Origin of the sequence: Lachnoclostridium sp. An169 (assembly GCF_002160525.1) — a bacterium.
GTDB classification, from domain to species: Bacteria; Bacillota; Clostridia; order Lachnospirales; family Lachnospiraceae; genus Mediterraneibacter; species Mediterraneibacter cottocaccae.
Genome location: NZ_NFKT01000003.1, coordinates 135,119 through 149,327, shown reverse-complemented (window position 1 = coordinate 149,327; position 14,209 = coordinate 135,119). Strand labels below are relative to the sequence as shown.

Sequence of the window (14,209 nt, the reverse complement as noted above, 5' to 3'; positions counted from 1 at the left end):
TCTATCATCCTTTCTTTTTTAAGATGTAGTCGATCTCTGACTGAATATGCTGTTTATCTTCATCATCCAGCAAAGCAACATTTTTAAACCCTGAGTGATACTCTTCAATATCAGACACATCGAACATTCCAGCCATAAGGCACATAGGGATTATGGGTGCTTCATAAAGAACTGCAAGCTTTTTCAGCTCAGATAGCTTCAAATTGCTCCAAGCTCCATTTTCTGCCTTAGATAATCTTGAGTCCGTTATCCCTGTCTGCTGATAAACCTTATACAAGCTCAGCCCCATATCATTGCGAAGCCGTTTCAAATGCTCTCCCAAATTCTGCATAGTACCACCTCTAAATTATTATAAATTTTCCGCTGCGAAATGTCAAGTATATTTTTATTTTTCGCTGCGTTTTCGCAGCAATCAGATTCTTCCATTCATCTGCCACTTATCATGTCCCTTAATCCTCTGCACCGCCTGTCGCAGTGTACCAGCCCTACCATGCTGGTGATACGGATGTGATGCCTTATGCTTATGAAAGATAATACAGCTGCCTTTCCCCGGATACTCCGGGTTGTGGATGTACCAGTAATGCCCCGTATTCCGGGACATTACCGTTACATCATATTCATCCGCCGCAATGACAGCAAAATATTTCCTATCCAGGCTTTTCAATTCTTCTTTACTGAACAATATCCGGCGCCTCCCTTCGGAACCACGCTTCCAGAGCCCTTTCCACAATATCTGCCGCCTCTGCTGTCTCCCGGTCTGCAAAATACTTTTGGTACACTGCTGTCGGCAGCTTAATATTAACCGTCTCCTTTTTCTTGTGTCTGGCCGCCGCTATTTCCCGGATACTCTTCTGCGTAATATTTCCAGACTCCGCCCTGATCGCCGCCGCATTTTTCGGATTCAGCTTCACCTTATCCTCTGACGCCGCGGCCGCCACAGCCTTCTGCTCTTTCTCCGATAAATAAGACAGATCCACAGCTGCCACCAGGGACAATGCGCCATTATCCAGTTCCTCTTTAAATTCAGGGATCAGCTTATCCACCCTCATATATCTTGCGATATTCCTTCCCGTCATGCCGTACTCGTTTCCCAGTTCATCCCGGCTCCTGAACTTGTGGACATCATGTCCACAAGTTCCTTCCTGTCCATTCAGAGCCGCAATCTCCTGAAGGATATCATTGCGCTTGCCTTGACTGCTGATTTTTTCATACCTCACCGTCAGAACAGCCGCTTTTTCTGACGGAAGCAGTTCCGAAAAAGACCGCTGAATCATATTTGTTTCAATCACATAGACAATCGCGTCTTCATCTGAAAGGTTTTCTTTTACAATGGCAGGAATTTTGTCAAGCCCCGCCAGCATCGCCGCCCTCTGCCGGTTATGGCCGGAGAGCATCTCATACCCGTCTTCCTGTTTCCGGACGATCACCGGATTTAAAACTCCATGTTCCCGGATGCTTTGGATCATGTCTTCCAGCCGCTCCCCTTCATACATCCGAAAGGGATGGCCGCGAAACGGGCGGATACTCTCTGCCGGCAGCATCCGGACCGCATTCTCCGGAACCGCCGCGGCTTCTTCCATCCGATCCAGCAAATCGATCGCGTCATTAAAAATTTTTCTCTTTGCCCCATTAGCTTTCAATAGAAATCAACTCCTCCGCAAATTTTCTGTAAGCAATGCCTGCGCTTGCCTTCGGGCTGTACCGTTCCACTGGCATGCTGTAATAAATGCTTTCCCCCACCTTCACGGTATGGGGGATCCTCGTATCAAATATCCGGATCTGCCCCTGGAAACTCTCTGTCACCTGCTCCGTCAATGTCCTGCACAGGTTCGTCCTCGCCTCGCACATGGTCATCAGGATACCCGCGATCTTGAGTTTGGGATTGATCCGGCGCCGGATCTTCGTCACCGTCCGCAGATAGTCCTGCAGTCCCATCATCGCCAAAAGCTGCGGATTCACCGCGATAATGACCTCATCAGCCGCCGCAAGCGCATTGATGGTCAGCATTCCCAGCGAAGGGCAGGTATCAATCAGAATATAATCATATTTCTCCCTGAGTGGATCCAGGATCTCCGACAGGATCTTTTCCGCTCCCATTTCCAGCCGCAGCTTTGCGTCCGCCACAGACAGATAAATAGAAGAAGGAATAAAATCTACGCCGTCCTCTGTCCGGATGCACTTCTTCATGGCCGGAAGTTTTTCATCCTCTATCGCTGCCATCATCAGATGACCGATGGTATTTTCCAGTTCCCCTGTATTTTCAATCCCATAACAGGCCGTCAGATTCGCCTGGCTGTCAAAATCTACAGCCAGCACTTTCTTTCCCTGTTTCCGCAGCGCGTATGCAAGGTTCAGGGTGGAGGTGGTTTTCCCCACCCCGCCTTTCTGTGATCCGATAACGTAAATCTTTCCCATCATCAATACCGTCCTTTCTTTTCCGCGACCTTATCCGCCGTTTCCCTGCCGCTTTCCTCAAAAGCATCCACATAGCTTGCTTCTTCTCTAGGAACGATCACCAGACGCCCCTCCTCACAAGTAACAGTAATGGATGTCCCGCAGTCAAATCCAGCTTCACGGAGCCACTGCCCTTTCAGCATGATGGCCGGTGTGGATTTATACTGATATCCGCTCTGCTCATAGACTTTCATATTTCTGAATTTTTTCATAGCCATAGATGTGCCTCCTTAAACCGTAAATGAATATTTACTTTAGAAATGCCTTTGTCTTCCAGTTGTCGGCCGTTAGTCCAACGGCACCACCTCCCTTAAATCCTTCTGCCGGAAACATCGCTCAACTAACCTCGGCTTCGCTTCGCTAAGTGTTCACAGCAAAAAGCAGCTGCCAATGCATTCACGCATCAGCAGCTGCCGATTTAAGTTCTGTGTATTATCTATTTGACTGTTTCTCCTGATCCTTGATCCTGTAATAGTCTTCCATATCCAGGGTCAGATCCACATGAGTGTCAGGCTTTGGTTTTCGGTTGCTCAAGAGGCACACAGTCTCTGTATGCACCGTCTGACAGAACTGATCCACCGCCGTCATCCGTTCCACCCGGTACCCTCTCGCCTGGATCATCTCCAGATCCCTTGCCAGGCTTGTCATCTTACACGAGATATACACGATCCGCTCCACGCCGTAATCCAGGATCTTCGGAAGCGCCTTCGGATGGATTCCGTCCCGGGGCGGGTCAAGGACGATTACATCGGGCTTCTCCCGGATCTCATCGAGCACCTGAAATACATCGCCTGCTATGAATTTACAGTTGGAAATTCCATTTCTTGCGGCATTTTCTTTTGCAGCTTCCACCGCTTCCTCGACAATCTCCACACCCACCACCTGCTTCGCCACAGGAGCAAGCACCTGGCTGATGGTTCCGGTTCCGCTGAACAGGTCGAAGACCGTCATATCGTGGATATCTCCGATGTACTCCCGCACGGTCTTGTAGAGCACCTCCGCTCCCTGGGTGTTCGGCTGAAAGAATGAGAAAGGCGTGATCTTGAACTCCAGACCGAGCAGCTTATCATAGAAGTAATCCTGGCCGTAGAGAATCCTCGTCTCATCGCTCTTCACCACATCAGACAGGGAATCGTTGATAATGTGCAGAATCCCCACGATTCTGCCTTCCAGCGGCAGAGCGAGGAGCTGTTCTACCAACTCTGTCAGGTCATGTTCCTCCTGGCTTGTGGTCACAAGATTTACCAGGATCTCCCCGGTGGCCTTTCCCCGTCTTAAAAGAAGGTGGCGCAGATATCCCGTGTGCTGCATTTTCCGGTAATAGCCTGCTTTCCTCTCCCGGAAATATTCCAGCACACAGAGCAGGATACGGTTCATATCCCGGTGAACCAGGCAGCAGTCCCCGGCGGTCAGCACGTCGTAAGTGCTTCCTTTCTTGTGCAGTCCCAGGGAAAGGGGACCGTCCTTATATTCATCGCCAAAGGAGAATTCCATCTTATTGCGGTATCCGAACTCCTCCGGCGCAGGCTTTACCCCTTCAAAACGGTACTCTCCCTGCACCGCCCGGTCCATGATCCTGCGGATCTGTTCTTCCTTCATCTGAACCTGAGCCTCATAAGCCATGGTCTGGTACATACAGCCCCCGCAGGCAGGGAAAATACTGCAGAGAGGCTTCCGGGTCTCAAGAGGGGATTTCTCCAGGACTTCCAGAAGCCTTCCTTCTGCATTTCCGTGTTTGAACTTATTCACCGCAAATCTCACTCTCTGGCCGGGGATCCCATTCTTGACAGTCACATATCTGTCCTCTTCTGCCACATACACGATCCCCTTGTTCGGGAAATCGACACGCTCGATCACCTCATCAAAAATCTGTCCCTTTTTCATCTTCGCCTCCACATTCTTTAATTTCTCATTATTGTCCGCACCTGCCCCGACCTTCGGACCTTCTGCACGGTCCTTCGGACTTTCTGTCCGGACAATCGTTTCCTCTTTAAATACCGAATTTAATTACCGGATTAAAATACCGGACAAAACAGGCAGGATGCAGTGTCATCAACCACATCCTGCCTGAATCCTGTTCACATATCCATACACATTTTTCCCGGACATCCATCTCAGCCTGCCGGATATCCTGCCCGCATGCCGAAACTCTAATGCACGCCGGAACTCTTATACCTGGTCGTCCTCGCTGAAATAATCGTCAAAATCATCATCGAAATCGTCTTCAAAATCTTCCAGATAATCCGGTGTAAAGAAGCGGTATACCGCATAAGCGATGGCTGCAACTGCTGCCACGGCACCGATGATGGCAAGGATCCAGATAATCATGTTTTTCTGCTTCTCTTCTTCATTTCTGTGCAGTATCTCTTTGAGTTTTGATTCAGCAATCATGTCTTCTATTTTTTTGTTCATGTCTACACGTCCTTTCCCCGTCCCAAAACGGCGTTTGCTTTCTGTTATTATACCACTATCATTTTCAGATTACTACTAATTTCTATTGAAAATCTTAAGAACAATCTTAAGATGTGCATTTCTTAAGGTTCCACCTTAACCAGTCTTGCAAACGCGGCAAACATCTTCCGCACTCCGGCGTTGTCAAAATCAACCGTTACTTCGTAATCCCTGCCGCCCTCGCGGATATCCTGAACGGTGCCTTCCCCGAATTTCACATGGCGAACCCGGTCGCCCACCTGATACGGGAGAGAACCTCCCTTTTCCGCCCGGAGCTGGCTGCCTTTCTGCAGAGCGGAAAAAGGCACTGCGCGGAATGCCTGTTTCGCCTGGGCGTATGTATTCTGCACGGGGATCTCCGTATCCTTTTCGATCTTCCGATGTCCGGTCTCGATCAGTTCCATGGGGATTTCCTTGATAAAGCGGGACATTTTATTGTACTGGGTCTCGCCCCGCACCATGCGCTTTCTCGCACAGCTGAGGGTAAGTTCCTGTTCCGCCCGGGTGATTCCCACATAGCAGAGCCTCCGCTCTTCCTCCAGTTCTTCGCCGTCATCCGCCATAATCGTCATATAGCTCGGGAACAGTCCATCCTCCATACCTGCCAGATAGACATGGGGGAACTCCAGTCCCTTCGCACTGTGCAGAGTCATAAGCACCACATAATCCTGGCTTTCGTCAAGGCTGTCGATATCTGCCACCAGGGCAACCTCCTCCAGGAATCCGGCAAGAGACGCCTCCTCGTTCCGGTCCGCACAGGATTCCTCATAAGCCGCAGCCTTGTTCAGGAGCTCATCGATATTCTGGATTCTCGCCTCCGCATCCTCCTTGTCATCTGCTTCCAGCTCCTGCACATAACCGGTCTTTTCGATCACTTCCTTCAGAAGATCGGTAATGCTCTCCCCTGCTGCCTGTCCCTTAAAATATTCGATCAGCGCGGCAAAGGAGTCCAATTTGGACGCGCTGCGCCCGATTCCCGGGATCAAGTCCGGCGCCATCAGCGCCTCGTAAAAGCTGATGCCCCTCTCATCCGCAGACTCCTGGATCCGGTTCACCGTAGTCAGCCCGATTCCCCGCTTGGGAACATTGATGATCCTGCGCACCGCCAGATCATCCCGCCCGTTGTCTATGGTTTTCAGGTATGCCAGAAGATCCTTGATCTCCCTGCGCGCATAGAAATTGATGCCGCCCACGATCTTGTAGGGAATATTCATGGCGACAAATTTCTCCTCAAAGAGACGGGACTGGGCATTGGTCCGGTAGAGCACCGCGTTGTCGTTATAAGACGCGCCATCCCGTACCTGTCTCTGTATATCTTCCGCGATAAAATCCGCCTCATCGTAAGCCGTGTCGAACTGACGGAGATGGATCTTGTCGCCCTCCCCGTTCGCCGTCCACAGCGTCTTGTCCTTCCGCCCGGTATTGTTTCGGATCACGCTGTTCGCCGCCTCAAGAATATTTCCCGTGGAACGGTAGTTCTGCTCCAGTTTGACCACATACGCATCCGGGAACTCCTTCTCAAAATCAAGGATGTTCCTGATATTCGCTCCCCGGAATTTGTAAATGGACTGGTCGTCATCGCCCACCACGCAGAGGTTTCTGTATTTTCCCGCCAGAAGCCTCACAAGCTGGAACTGCACCGTGTTCGTATCCTGATACTCATCTACCATAATATACCGGAACCGCTCCTGGTAATTCTCCAGCACATCCGGCTGGGTCTGGAAGAGCTGCACGGTCTTTACAAGGAGATCGTCAAAATCCAGGGCATTGTTGGACTTCAGCTGTGCCTCGTACTCACGGTAGGCCTTCGCCAGCTTCTGCTTTGATAAATCGCCCCCTGCATTCAGTTCATACTCCTCCGGCGTAACCAGTTCGTTTTTTGCCGAAGAGATCTCGGCAAGAATGGCCCGCTCCCGGATCCGTTTCGTATCGATATCGACCTTGCGGCAGACCTCGCGCATCAGCGTTTTCTGATCGTCCGTATCATAGATGGTAAAACGGTTGTCATATCCCAGTCTGTCGATAAACCGGCGCAGGATCCTGACGCACATAGAGTGGAACGTGCTCACCCAGATACTCTCGGAGCCGAATCCCACCAGGCTGTCCACCCTCTGGCGCATCTCCCCTGCCGCCTTATTTGTAAAAGTGATGGCAAGGATATTCCAGGGATTCACGCCCCGCTCCTCAATCAGATAAGCGATCCGGTGAGTCAGCACCCTGGTCTTTCCCGAGCCGGCCCCCGCCAGGATCAGAAGGGGGCCGTCCGTGTGAAATACCGCTTCTCTCTGAGGTTCATTCAGTTTATCATAAATACTCATAACTCTCTCCTGTTCTGTCATTTTTGCGCAAACTGTAACTATCATTATCGAACACACATTCCCGATTGTCAACCTTATTTTCGGCTTGCCATCTGGTTTTTATTACTATATAATAAATACATCGGGGTGATAATATGACAATTGATACAAATGATATTCTGAACAGTATTCTTGGAAGCCTTTCACGCGTTGATTATATCCGCCCGGGGGAGATCCCGAACATCGATCTGTATATGGATCAGGTCACTACATTTATGGATAAAGAGCTCTCCTCCACCAGAAGATATGCGGACGACAAGATACTGACCAAAACCATGATCAACAATTATGCAAAGAACAATCTTCTTCCCCCTCCGGTGAAGAAAAAATACTCCCGGGAACATGTACTGTTTCTTATCTTTATCTACTACTTTAAAAATATTCTTTCCATCAAAGATATCGAGACCGTGCTAAAGCCCCTCAGGGACAAATACTTTTCCGGGGAAGGAAGCATTGAACTGGCGGAAATCTATGAGGAAATCTGCCGTATGGAAAAAGCCCGGGTCGAACCGCTCAAGGAAGAGATCCGGTCAACGTATGAATCTGCTGTTTCTTCCTTTGAAAACGTTCCCGACGGAGAGGACCGCGAAGAGCTGAAGATGTTCGCTTTTATCTGCAGCCTCAGCTTTGACGTGTATCTGAAAAAAGCGATTATCGAAAAAATGATCGATGAATTTACAGCGCAGGAAAAAGCGAAGGGATCAAACAGGAAACCGAAAGACTGACATCATATTTTCATGACAGCATATTTTCATGAAACAGGCGCGGCTCAGTATACAGAGCCGCGCCTGATTTTTCTGATCTCTATTCCTGTTCCTCCTTATGGTCGAGCCGTTCAAAGACCATGTCATACCCGTCATTCCCATAATTCAGAGAGCGGTTTACCCTGCTGATCGTCGCCGTCGAAGCGCCGGTCTTCTCCGCAATTTCCAGATATGTCTTCTGTTCCCGGAGCATCCTTGCCACCTCAAATCTCTGCGACAATGAGAGAAGTTCATTGATCGTGCAGATATCTTCAAAAAATATATAGCACTCCTCTTTATTTTTCAGGCTGAGAATCGCGCTAAAAAGATAATCTACTGCCTCTGTTCTGATTTTTTTACTCATAATCTATCAAACTCCTTTTCAGTCAAGCTGCTCTCTTAAATAATAAAAACGGCAGCCGGCACATTTTTCCTGCCAGGCTACCGTTACATTTTAGCACACTAAATTTGTAAAGTCTATCATTTTATAACGATTTATAGAGATTTAGAAAAGGAAGAAGTTTCTCCGGATCCGTCGTCACAACCAGTTCTTCGGGAAAAGCGCAGTATTTCAGCACTTCCTCCACCCGGGAGAAATTTCCCGCATCCGCATAAACGTGGGCATCGCTTCCCGTCGTCACAGGGACCTCATACTGTCTGCAAAGATCCAGCATGGTCAGCATGTTCTCCCGCGTCCCTTTCCTGCTGCTCTGGGGACGAAGCGACGAGTTATTGAGCTCCAGAAGCGTGTGCGTCTCTTTCGCCGTCTTCACAAGCACCTCATAGTCAAAAGGGAATCTTCCGTCATCCGGATGTCCGATAATATTGACATAGGGCTTCTTCATCGTCTCCACATATGCCCTTGTATTCTCCTCAGCCGTATGCCCCAGCCCATAGCACGGCGGATGGATGCTCGCGACCACAATATCCAGATCACGGCATGTCTTTTCCGGCAGATCGATGTTCCCGTCAGGATCCATGATATTGACTTCCGCCCCGAGCAGAAGCCGGATTCCGCACATCTCTCTTGGTACTACATCCAGATTCTGAAAATAAAACAGCCCGCAGGTTCCCGGCATCTCGGGCGCGTGCTCCGTGATCGCAAGCGCCTGAAGTCCCTTCGCAGCCGCAGCCTCCGCCATCTCCCGCATGGTATTGTATGCATGGCCGCTGGCCAGTGTATGGGAATGTGTATCTACTTTAAATATCATATCTCTGTTTCCTCCTCAATTACTCAGCATATCATCACTGCCGGCTTATTATAGCACGATTTTTCTTTTCGGGAAAGTCCGGCATCTGTTCATAAAACATCCCGGAACGGACATACTGTTCTCAGAACAAATCCATAACCGAGGTGACAAACATGAAGAACATGAAGAAAAAGAAGACAAACCAGGAACTGATCGACAGCTGCGATTATCTCTCCAATGCAGCTTCTGCAACTGATTTTACCGGGCTGATCCCCTCCCTCCCCGAGACTGAAGCGGAACTGGAATCATACAAAGACCTCTACACCTTCCGTCCGCCTTCCTCGGAAACGCCGGAAAAGGAAAAGTAAGCGCCCCGCACTGTCGAAAATCAACAGGGAAAACCTCTCTTAAAACGACGAAATGTTGCAATTTTCCATTGTTCTCGACACTTCAAAATGCTATAATAGGTATGTTGTAAATTTTGGCCTTATACGAGAGAGGAGTACAGATATTATGAAGTGTCCAATATGTGGAAAAGACCTTGAACTGCGCAAGAAACAGATTGGCACCAATGAAAACGGTGATCCAATCTTTAATGAATATGCAATCTGCCGTGACTGTAAAAAACAGTGGAATCTGGATAAACAGCGTGCGAAAAAAATGGCTGCCAAAAAGGCTGCTGCAAAGCAGGGGGAGAAGCCGGCAGCCGCATCTGCTGCAAAACCGGCAGCGAAACCCGCTGAGAAACCGGCGGCAAAACCAACGGCAAAGCCAGCTGAAAAGCAGGCGGCGAAACCCGCTGAAAAACCCGCAGCAAAGCCAGCGGCGAAACCCGCTGCAAAGCCAGCTGAGAAACCGGCGGCAAAAACCGCTGCAAAGCCTGCAGCAAAAACCGCTGCAAAAAAGGCGGCACCTGCAGACACAGATACTCCTGCTCATAAGAAGACCACTAAAAAGAAACCTGCTTCGGAACAGCATGAGGCTTCGGAAGACGAGAAGCGCTACGGAAATATTCCTTCCCAGAAGCAGCGCACAAAGAGTGAAAAAGCTGTGCGTAAGGGATATGAAGAGATGTTATCCACAGATCCGGATCACAAGTCTTCGAAAAAGAAAAAGGCAGAGACAGACGCCAGGACTTCCCGCAAAGTGCCGGAACCGCCCGTGGAGGAGACTGACGAATACGAGGAGGACTACTATGATGATGTGCCAAGATTCCGGGCAGCACGCATCATCCTTGCAGTCATTTCGCTGGCAGGCTTCGCGTTCTTTGCATACAGAGGCTTTACGACAGGGCTCAGCAGCGTCTCCGCAGGCGATGACTCCAACGCCGGAATGGTCTACATCATTCTTGCCGTGTGCATGCTGGTATCTGCACTGCTGTACCTCATTCTTCAGAAGAAGAATACCATCTTTGCTTTCCTTCTTCCCATGATCGTATATCTGGGAAGCGCGGCATATGCTTTCCTCATGAGAGGCTCCGATATCCAGCTTCTCATCAGCGCTATTGCATCCGCAGTTCTCGCACTGATCTCGCTGATCCTTGCGATTACTTCAAGGGGCGGATACGATGAGTATGACGATGACGAGGATTACGAAGATCCTTTTGAGGATGATTACGCTGACGAATAATCTGACGGACTGATCCTCCGCAGAGGTAACTGAATCAGAATACTTTATGGAACGGTGCATATCTCCTGCGCCGTTCCTTTTTTCGTGAACCATCTGTTCTCTCTTCTCATATAATACTACGTAATCTTGAAAACAGACTGGAGGATTCTATGAAAAAGCGTATCACAGGTATTCTGCTTGCCGCTGCACTCTCCTTTTCTCTCTTTACCGGCTGTTCTGCGGGCAGCGACGGAAAGGACAGTGAAAATACTGACCTCGCACAGACAGAGCAGACTGCAGATGAAAACCGGGAAGAGGCTGACAAAACAGAAAAAGAACTTACCGAGGTAACTTTAAACGAGGTGGCTCACTCCATCTTTTATGCACCCATGTATGTGGCAATCGAGGAAGGATATTTTGAGGATGAGGGAATTGCACTTGATCTCGTGTGCGGATTCGGGGCCGACAAGACCATGACCGCCGTAATCTCCGGCGAAGCTGAGATCGGCTTCATGGGCTCCGAGGCGTCCATCTACACCTATGCGGAAGGAGCCACCGACTATGTGGTGAATTTTGCACAGCTCACCCAGCGTGCCGGTAACTTCCTCGTAGCCCGTGAGGAGATGCCGGATTTCAAATGGGAAGACTTAAAAGGCCATCTTGTGCTTGGGGGACGAAAAGGCGGCATGCCGGAAATGGTATTCGAGTATATTCTGAAGCAGAACGGCATCGACCCGGGAACCGATCTGGAGATCAACCAGAACATCGATTTCGGCTCCACGGCAGCCGCATTTGCTGAAAATCAGGGCGACTTCACTGTAGAGTTCGAGCCTGGGGCCACATCCCTGGAATCCGAGGGCAAAGGCTATGTAGTGGCGTCCCTGGGCGAGGACAGCGGCTATGTCCCCTACACGGCGTTCAGCGCAAAGCAGAGCTATATCGAAGAGAATCCCGATGTGATCCAGGGATTTACCAACGCCCTGCAGAAAGGCATGGATTACGTGCAGGCGCACACACCGGAGGAAATCGCGGAGATCATCGAGCCGCAGTTCCCGGAAACCGATCTGGCGACAATTACCACCATCGTTACCCGCTACTACAATCAGGATACGTGGAAGAGCGACCTCATCTTTGAGGAGAGCAGTTTCGACCTGCTCCAGGATATTCTGGAAAGCGCCGGAGAGCTCGAGGAGCGGGTTCCCTACGAGGATCTTGTGACCACAGAATTTGCCGAGGCGGCCGCAAAATAAAGAACCTCTGGTCAGCCGCACGGCAGATCCGGCAAAAAACTCTGGTATCCTGCCCGCATCCGTTCTATAATAGGATACAGAACATCTCAGGGAGGAACCACATATGATCGACAAAAGACTTGTTCCCGTCGGAGGGCTGAAAAAGGAACCCTTTTCCGGGAGCCACAACGGAATGCGCTACTATTTCCGCGGCGACGACGGCAAGAGCAGCACTACCTTTACCGTATATATCTATCCGGAACCATGGTGTTTTGAAGATACTCCGGACGAGGAGAAAGAAAGCGCCACATTTCCCCTCTCGGATGAGGGCATGGATCAGGCCGTTGCATGGCTGTTCGAGCGCTATGAGGCGGAAAAATCCCGCTGGGTCAATTCATCCAAGGATATGATGCACACGGTCAACCGCACGGACTACTCAGCGCGCGGCAGCTCGGGCAGCCGGTAAAACAAAGACTGACAGAGAAGGGATGAATCTCAGGATCCCCGGTCTGTCAGTCTTTTTATTTCTCCATATTTCAATAGCTGCGGATAGCATTCTCATCCAGGTCGCACCGAACCGTCACACGGCTCCTCCCGCCAAATGTACAGGTAAACAGCGTCAGCGCCCAGCCGCCGTCTGTCATCTCCTCCACAGCCGTGGGTTCCAGCGTCTGAACCTCAGCCACAGTATAAGAAAATACATTACCGTCTGCATCGGTAAATGTCACCCTGTCCCCCGCAGCCAGATCCCGGATTTGCCCGAAATGGGTGCTGTAGTTGTGCGCTGCAATAACCAGATTGTTCTTATATGCAGTTCCGGCGTACCGGCAGGGAGCAATTTTCAGGTTCGGATAACTCCACTCGCTCATGACGGGAAGCGTAAGTTCCAGAACAGGAATATCCAGGATGCCGATATAATCGTGATCATCAATCTCCAGAGCCGGCATCTCCATATCCGGATTCAGAAGATAATCCGGAATCTCCTGTTCTTCAGACGTATCCGCATTTTCCGGCAGTACCGTCATCTGCTCGAGCACCTGCTCTGCCGCCCTGTCCGCGCGATACTCATCCCAGAGATTAAACAGGGTCAGCAGAAGAGCCGCTGCGATCATCAGCACTCCGCCCCGCATGAACCAGATCCCGGGGCTCTTCCCACGTCTCTTTTCAGGTCGCTTTTCAGTCTTCCTGCCGGTTATCTTCATTTCTCCGTTTCCCCCATCCGATCAGGAAAAGCAGGATGCCGCCAAAGGCAAGCAGCGGAACCGGCCACCAGAGCATCCCGGTCTGAGGAAGCCGGGGAGACGATGGCGTATCAGGAGTATCCGGAGTGTCCGGCGTCCCGGGGGTATCCGGTGTATCCGGTGTATCCGGCTGATATGTGTTTGTCATTACAAAAGTGATGCCTTCCCGGCTTACCGACACCGTATAATCCTCCGGCGTCTCATACTCAGCCACCTGCCATCTGGAATCCTCATCCAGATCCGTCCATTCATAACGCCAGTTGTTGCTCTCATCCAGAGTTACCGTATCGTACACAGTTCCATCCCTTAACAACTGAACTGTAATCTCTTCCGGACGTTTTTGCTCATTCCCGTCGTCCTTCCAGATCTTCATCACCTTGCGGCGCACTGTATTCTCAGTGGGCGGCACCTGTCTGCTGTCGAATTTGCAGGAGACAGACATGTCATAATTCCACTGTCCGTCTTCCTCATCCCAGTCAAGAAGGCAGATGAAAAACGGCTCCGGAGTGTACGTATACCCTTCACTCTCATAACTGTCGCCGGTAACCAGATAAAGCCCCACGGGCAGACCTTCGAACACCGCCCCGCCGCTCTCTCCTGTCCCGGCTTCACTAAACGGCAGCAGCCCGTCGCGGGCAATATAAGCGTCTGCCGTCTGCGCCAGTGCTCTCCATCCGGAACTATCAAGCCCTTCCAGAGAGAGCGGATACTCAGCGAAATCACCGGTCAGAGTCAGTTCCCCCGCCTCGGATACATCCGCTACCCTGTAGCCCCGGAACTCCACACCGGAGAAATAAAAAGCTTCCGGTCACATATGTAAACTCCCCCGCAGACGCAATGGAAAAAATACCGCGTCTGCAGAGGAGTTTATTGTCTTTTTATAATCTTTAAAATTTCTTCCAAATCTCGTCACATGCGATTCACAAATGACTGCTA

17 protein-coding genes are annotated in these 14,209 nt (G+C 50.3%); 5 read left to right on the top strand and 12 right to left on the bottom strand.

The annotated features are described in order from the left end of the window. Positions 1–4 precede the first annotated feature (4 nt). The 8 genes from B5F07_RS03565 to pcrA form a co-directional block, all read right to left on the bottom strand. Positions 5–331 (bottom strand): helix-turn-helix domain-containing protein, encoded by a 327-nt coding sequence (locus B5F07_RS03565; protein ID WP_087159899.1) that lies wholly within the window; start codon positions 329–331, stop codon positions 5–7. Between the two features lie 81 nt (positions 332–412). Further along, positions 413–682: a hypothetical protein gene (locus B5F07_RS03560; protein ID WP_087159898.1), complete on the bottom strand. Its 270-nt coding sequence runs from the start codon at positions 680–682 to the stop codon at positions 413–415. Next, positions 672–1,640, bottom strand: a complete 969-nt coding sequence (locus tag B5F07_RS03555) for a ParB N-terminal domain-containing protein (RefSeq protein WP_087159897.1) — start codon at positions 1,638–1,640, stop codon at positions 672–674. The genes B5F07_RS03560 and B5F07_RS03555 overlap by 11 nt, the downstream gene beginning before the upstream one ends. Further along, a complete protein-coding gene (locus tag B5F07_RS03550; protein ID WP_330397717.1) occupies positions 1,630–2,418 on the bottom strand; it encodes an AAA family ATPase in 789 nt (262 codons plus the stop codon). The genes B5F07_RS03555 and B5F07_RS03550 overlap by 11 nt, the downstream gene beginning before the upstream one ends. Further along, positions 2,418–2,672, bottom strand: a complete 255-nt coding sequence (locus B5F07_RS03545) for a SymE family type I addiction module toxin (protein ID WP_087159896.1) — start codon at positions 2,670–2,672, stop codon at positions 2,418–2,420. The genes B5F07_RS03550 and B5F07_RS03545 overlap by 1 nt, the downstream gene beginning before the upstream one ends. 214 nt (positions 2,673–2,886) lie before the next feature. Then, on the bottom strand, positions 2,887–4,338 hold the full coding sequence (rlmD, locus tag B5F07_RS03540; RefSeq protein ID WP_087159895.1) for a 23S rRNA (uracil(1939)-C(5))-methyltransferase RlmD: 1,452 nt from the start codon (positions 4,336–4,338) through the stop codon (positions 2,887–2,889). A 285-nt stretch (positions 4,339–4,623) separates the two neighbouring features. Further along, the gene (locus B5F07_RS03535) at positions 4,624–4,866 is read right to left on the bottom strand and encodes a hypothetical protein (protein WP_087159894.1); all 243 of its coding nucleotides are present in this window, start codon (positions 4,864–4,866) and stop codon (positions 4,624–4,626) included. Positions 4,867–4,988: 122 nt separating this feature from the next. Beyond that, on the bottom strand, positions 4,989–7,223 hold the full coding sequence (gene pcrA / locus B5F07_RS03530; protein WP_087159893.1) for a DNA helicase PcrA: 2,235 nt from the start codon (positions 7,221–7,223) through the stop codon (positions 4,989–4,991). A gap of 134 nt (positions 7,224–7,357) precedes the next feature. Here pcrA and B5F07_RS03525 point away from each other — a divergent pair, with 134 nt between their 5' ends. Beyond that, a complete protein-coding gene (locus tag B5F07_RS03525) occupies positions 7,358–7,987 on the top strand; it encodes a DUF1836 domain-containing protein (RefSeq protein WP_087159892.1) in 630 nt (209 codons plus the stop codon). 79 nt (positions 7,988–8,066) lie between these two features. Here the strand turns inward: B5F07_RS03525 and B5F07_RS03520 are convergent, their stop codons facing one another. Continuing rightward, positions 8,067–8,369 carry a YerC/YecD family TrpR-related protein gene (locus tag B5F07_RS03520; protein ID WP_087159891.1) on the bottom strand — a complete coding sequence of 101 codons (303 nt, stop codon included), beginning with the start codon at positions 8,367–8,369 and terminating at the stop codon, positions 8,067–8,069. A gap of 121 nt (positions 8,370–8,490) precedes the next feature. After that, the gene (locus B5F07_RS03515) at positions 8,491–9,216 is read right to left on the bottom strand and encodes a phosphatase (protein ID WP_087159890.1); all 726 of its coding nucleotides are present in this window, start codon (positions 9,214–9,216) and stop codon (positions 8,491–8,493) included. A 152-nt stretch (positions 9,217–9,368) separates the two neighbouring features. Between B5F07_RS03515 and B5F07_RS03510 the strand changes: the two genes are divergently transcribed. The 4 genes from B5F07_RS03510 to B5F07_RS03495 all read left to right on the top strand — a co-directional run bounded on the left by B5F07_RS03510 (position 9,369) and on the right by B5F07_RS03495 (position 12,498). Continuing rightward, on the top strand, positions 9,369–9,563 hold the full coding sequence (locus B5F07_RS03510) for a hypothetical protein (protein WP_330397716.1): 195 nt from the start codon (positions 9,369–9,371) through the stop codon (positions 9,561–9,563). 145 nt (positions 9,564–9,708) lie between these two features. After that, complete coding sequence (locus tag B5F07_RS03505; RefSeq protein WP_087159888.1) at positions 9,709–10,824, top strand: DMT family transporter; 1,116 nt, start codon at positions 9,709–9,711, stop codon at positions 10,822–10,824. 149 nt (positions 10,825–10,973) lie between these two features. Further along, on the top strand, positions 10,974–12,053 hold the full coding sequence (locus B5F07_RS03500) for an ABC transporter substrate-binding protein (RefSeq protein ID WP_087159887.1): 1,080 nt from the start codon (positions 10,974–10,976) through the stop codon (positions 12,051–12,053). A gap of 103 nt (positions 12,054–12,156) precedes the next feature. Beyond that, the gene (locus B5F07_RS03495; RefSeq protein ID WP_087159886.1) at positions 12,157–12,498 is read left to right on the top strand and encodes a hypothetical protein; all 342 of its coding nucleotides are present in this window, start codon (positions 12,157–12,159) and stop codon (positions 12,496–12,498) included. A 70-nt stretch (positions 12,499–12,568) separates the two neighbouring features. Here the strand turns inward: B5F07_RS03495 and B5F07_RS03490 are convergent, their stop codons facing one another. Together B5F07_RS03490 and B5F07_RS03485 are read right to left on the bottom strand one after the other, a co-directional pair. Next, a complete protein-coding gene (locus tag B5F07_RS03490) occupies positions 12,569–13,234 on the bottom strand; it encodes a sortase (RefSeq protein WP_242972420.1) in 666 nt (221 codons plus the stop codon). After that, positions 13,209–14,057 carry a Cna B-type domain-containing protein gene (locus B5F07_RS03485; RefSeq protein ID WP_087159885.1) on the bottom strand — a complete coding sequence of 283 codons (849 nt, stop codon included), beginning with the start codon at positions 14,055–14,057 and terminating at the stop codon, positions 13,209–13,211. The genes B5F07_RS03490 and B5F07_RS03485 overlap by 26 nt, the downstream gene beginning before the upstream one ends. Between the last annotated feature and the right edge of the window lie 152 nt (positions 14,058–14,209).

What these genes read in the sequence shown, in the direction of transcription:
- B5F07_RS03520 (WP_087159891.1), bottom strand. Translation starts at nt 8,369, where the DNA reads ATGAGTAAAAAAATCAGAACAGAGGCAGTAGATTATCTTTTTAGCGCG.
- B5F07_RS03510 (WP_330397716.1), top strand. Translation starts at nt 9,369, where the DNA reads ATGAAGAACATGAAGAAAAAGAAGACAAACCAGGAACTGATCGACAGC.
- B5F07_RS03515 (WP_087159890.1), bottom strand. Translation starts at nt 9,216, where the DNA reads ATGATATTTAAAGTAGATACACATTCCCATACACTGGCCAGCGGCCAT.
- pcrA (WP_087159893.1), bottom strand. Translation starts at nt 7,223, where the DNA reads ATGAGTATTTATGATAAACTGAATGAACCTCAGAGAGAAGCGGTATTT.
- B5F07_RS03565 (WP_087159899.1), bottom strand. Translation starts at nt 331, where the DNA reads ATGCAGAATTTGGGAGAGCATTTGAAACGGCTTCGCAATGATATGGGG.
- rlmD (WP_087159895.1), bottom strand. Translation starts at nt 4,338, where the DNA reads ATGAAAAAGGGACAGATTTTTGATGAGGTGATCGAGCGTGTCGATTTC.
- B5F07_RS03500 (WP_087159887.1), top strand. Translation starts at nt 10,974, where the DNA reads ATGAAAAAGCGTATCACAGGTATTCTGCTTGCCGCTGCACTCTCCTTT.
- B5F07_RS03545 (WP_087159896.1), bottom strand. Translation starts at nt 2,672, where the DNA reads ATGGCTATGAAAAAATTCAGAAATATGAAAGTCTATGAGCAGAGCGGA.
- B5F07_RS03495 (WP_087159886.1), top strand. Translation starts at nt 12,157, where the DNA reads ATGATCGACAAAAGACTTGTTCCCGTCGGAGGGCTGAAAAAGGAACCC.
- B5F07_RS03490 (WP_242972420.1), bottom strand. Translation starts at nt 13,234, where the DNA reads ATGAAGATAACCGGCAGGAAGACTGAAAAGCGACCTGAAAAGAGACGT.
- B5F07_RS03525 (WP_087159892.1), top strand. Translation starts at nt 7,358, where the DNA reads ATGACAATTGATACAAATGATATTCTGAACAGTATTCTTGGAAGCCTT.
- B5F07_RS03535 (WP_087159894.1), bottom strand. Translation starts at nt 4,866, where the DNA reads ATGAACAAAAAAATAGAAGACATGATTGCTGAATCAAAACTCAAAGAG.
- B5F07_RS03505 (WP_087159888.1), top strand. Translation starts at nt 9,709, where the DNA reads ATGAAGTGTCCAATATGTGGAAAAGACCTTGAACTGCGCAAGAAACAG.
- B5F07_RS03550 (WP_330397717.1), bottom strand. Translation starts at nt 2,418, where the DNA reads ATGATGGGAAAGATTTACGTTATCGGATCACAGAAAGGCGGGGTGGGG.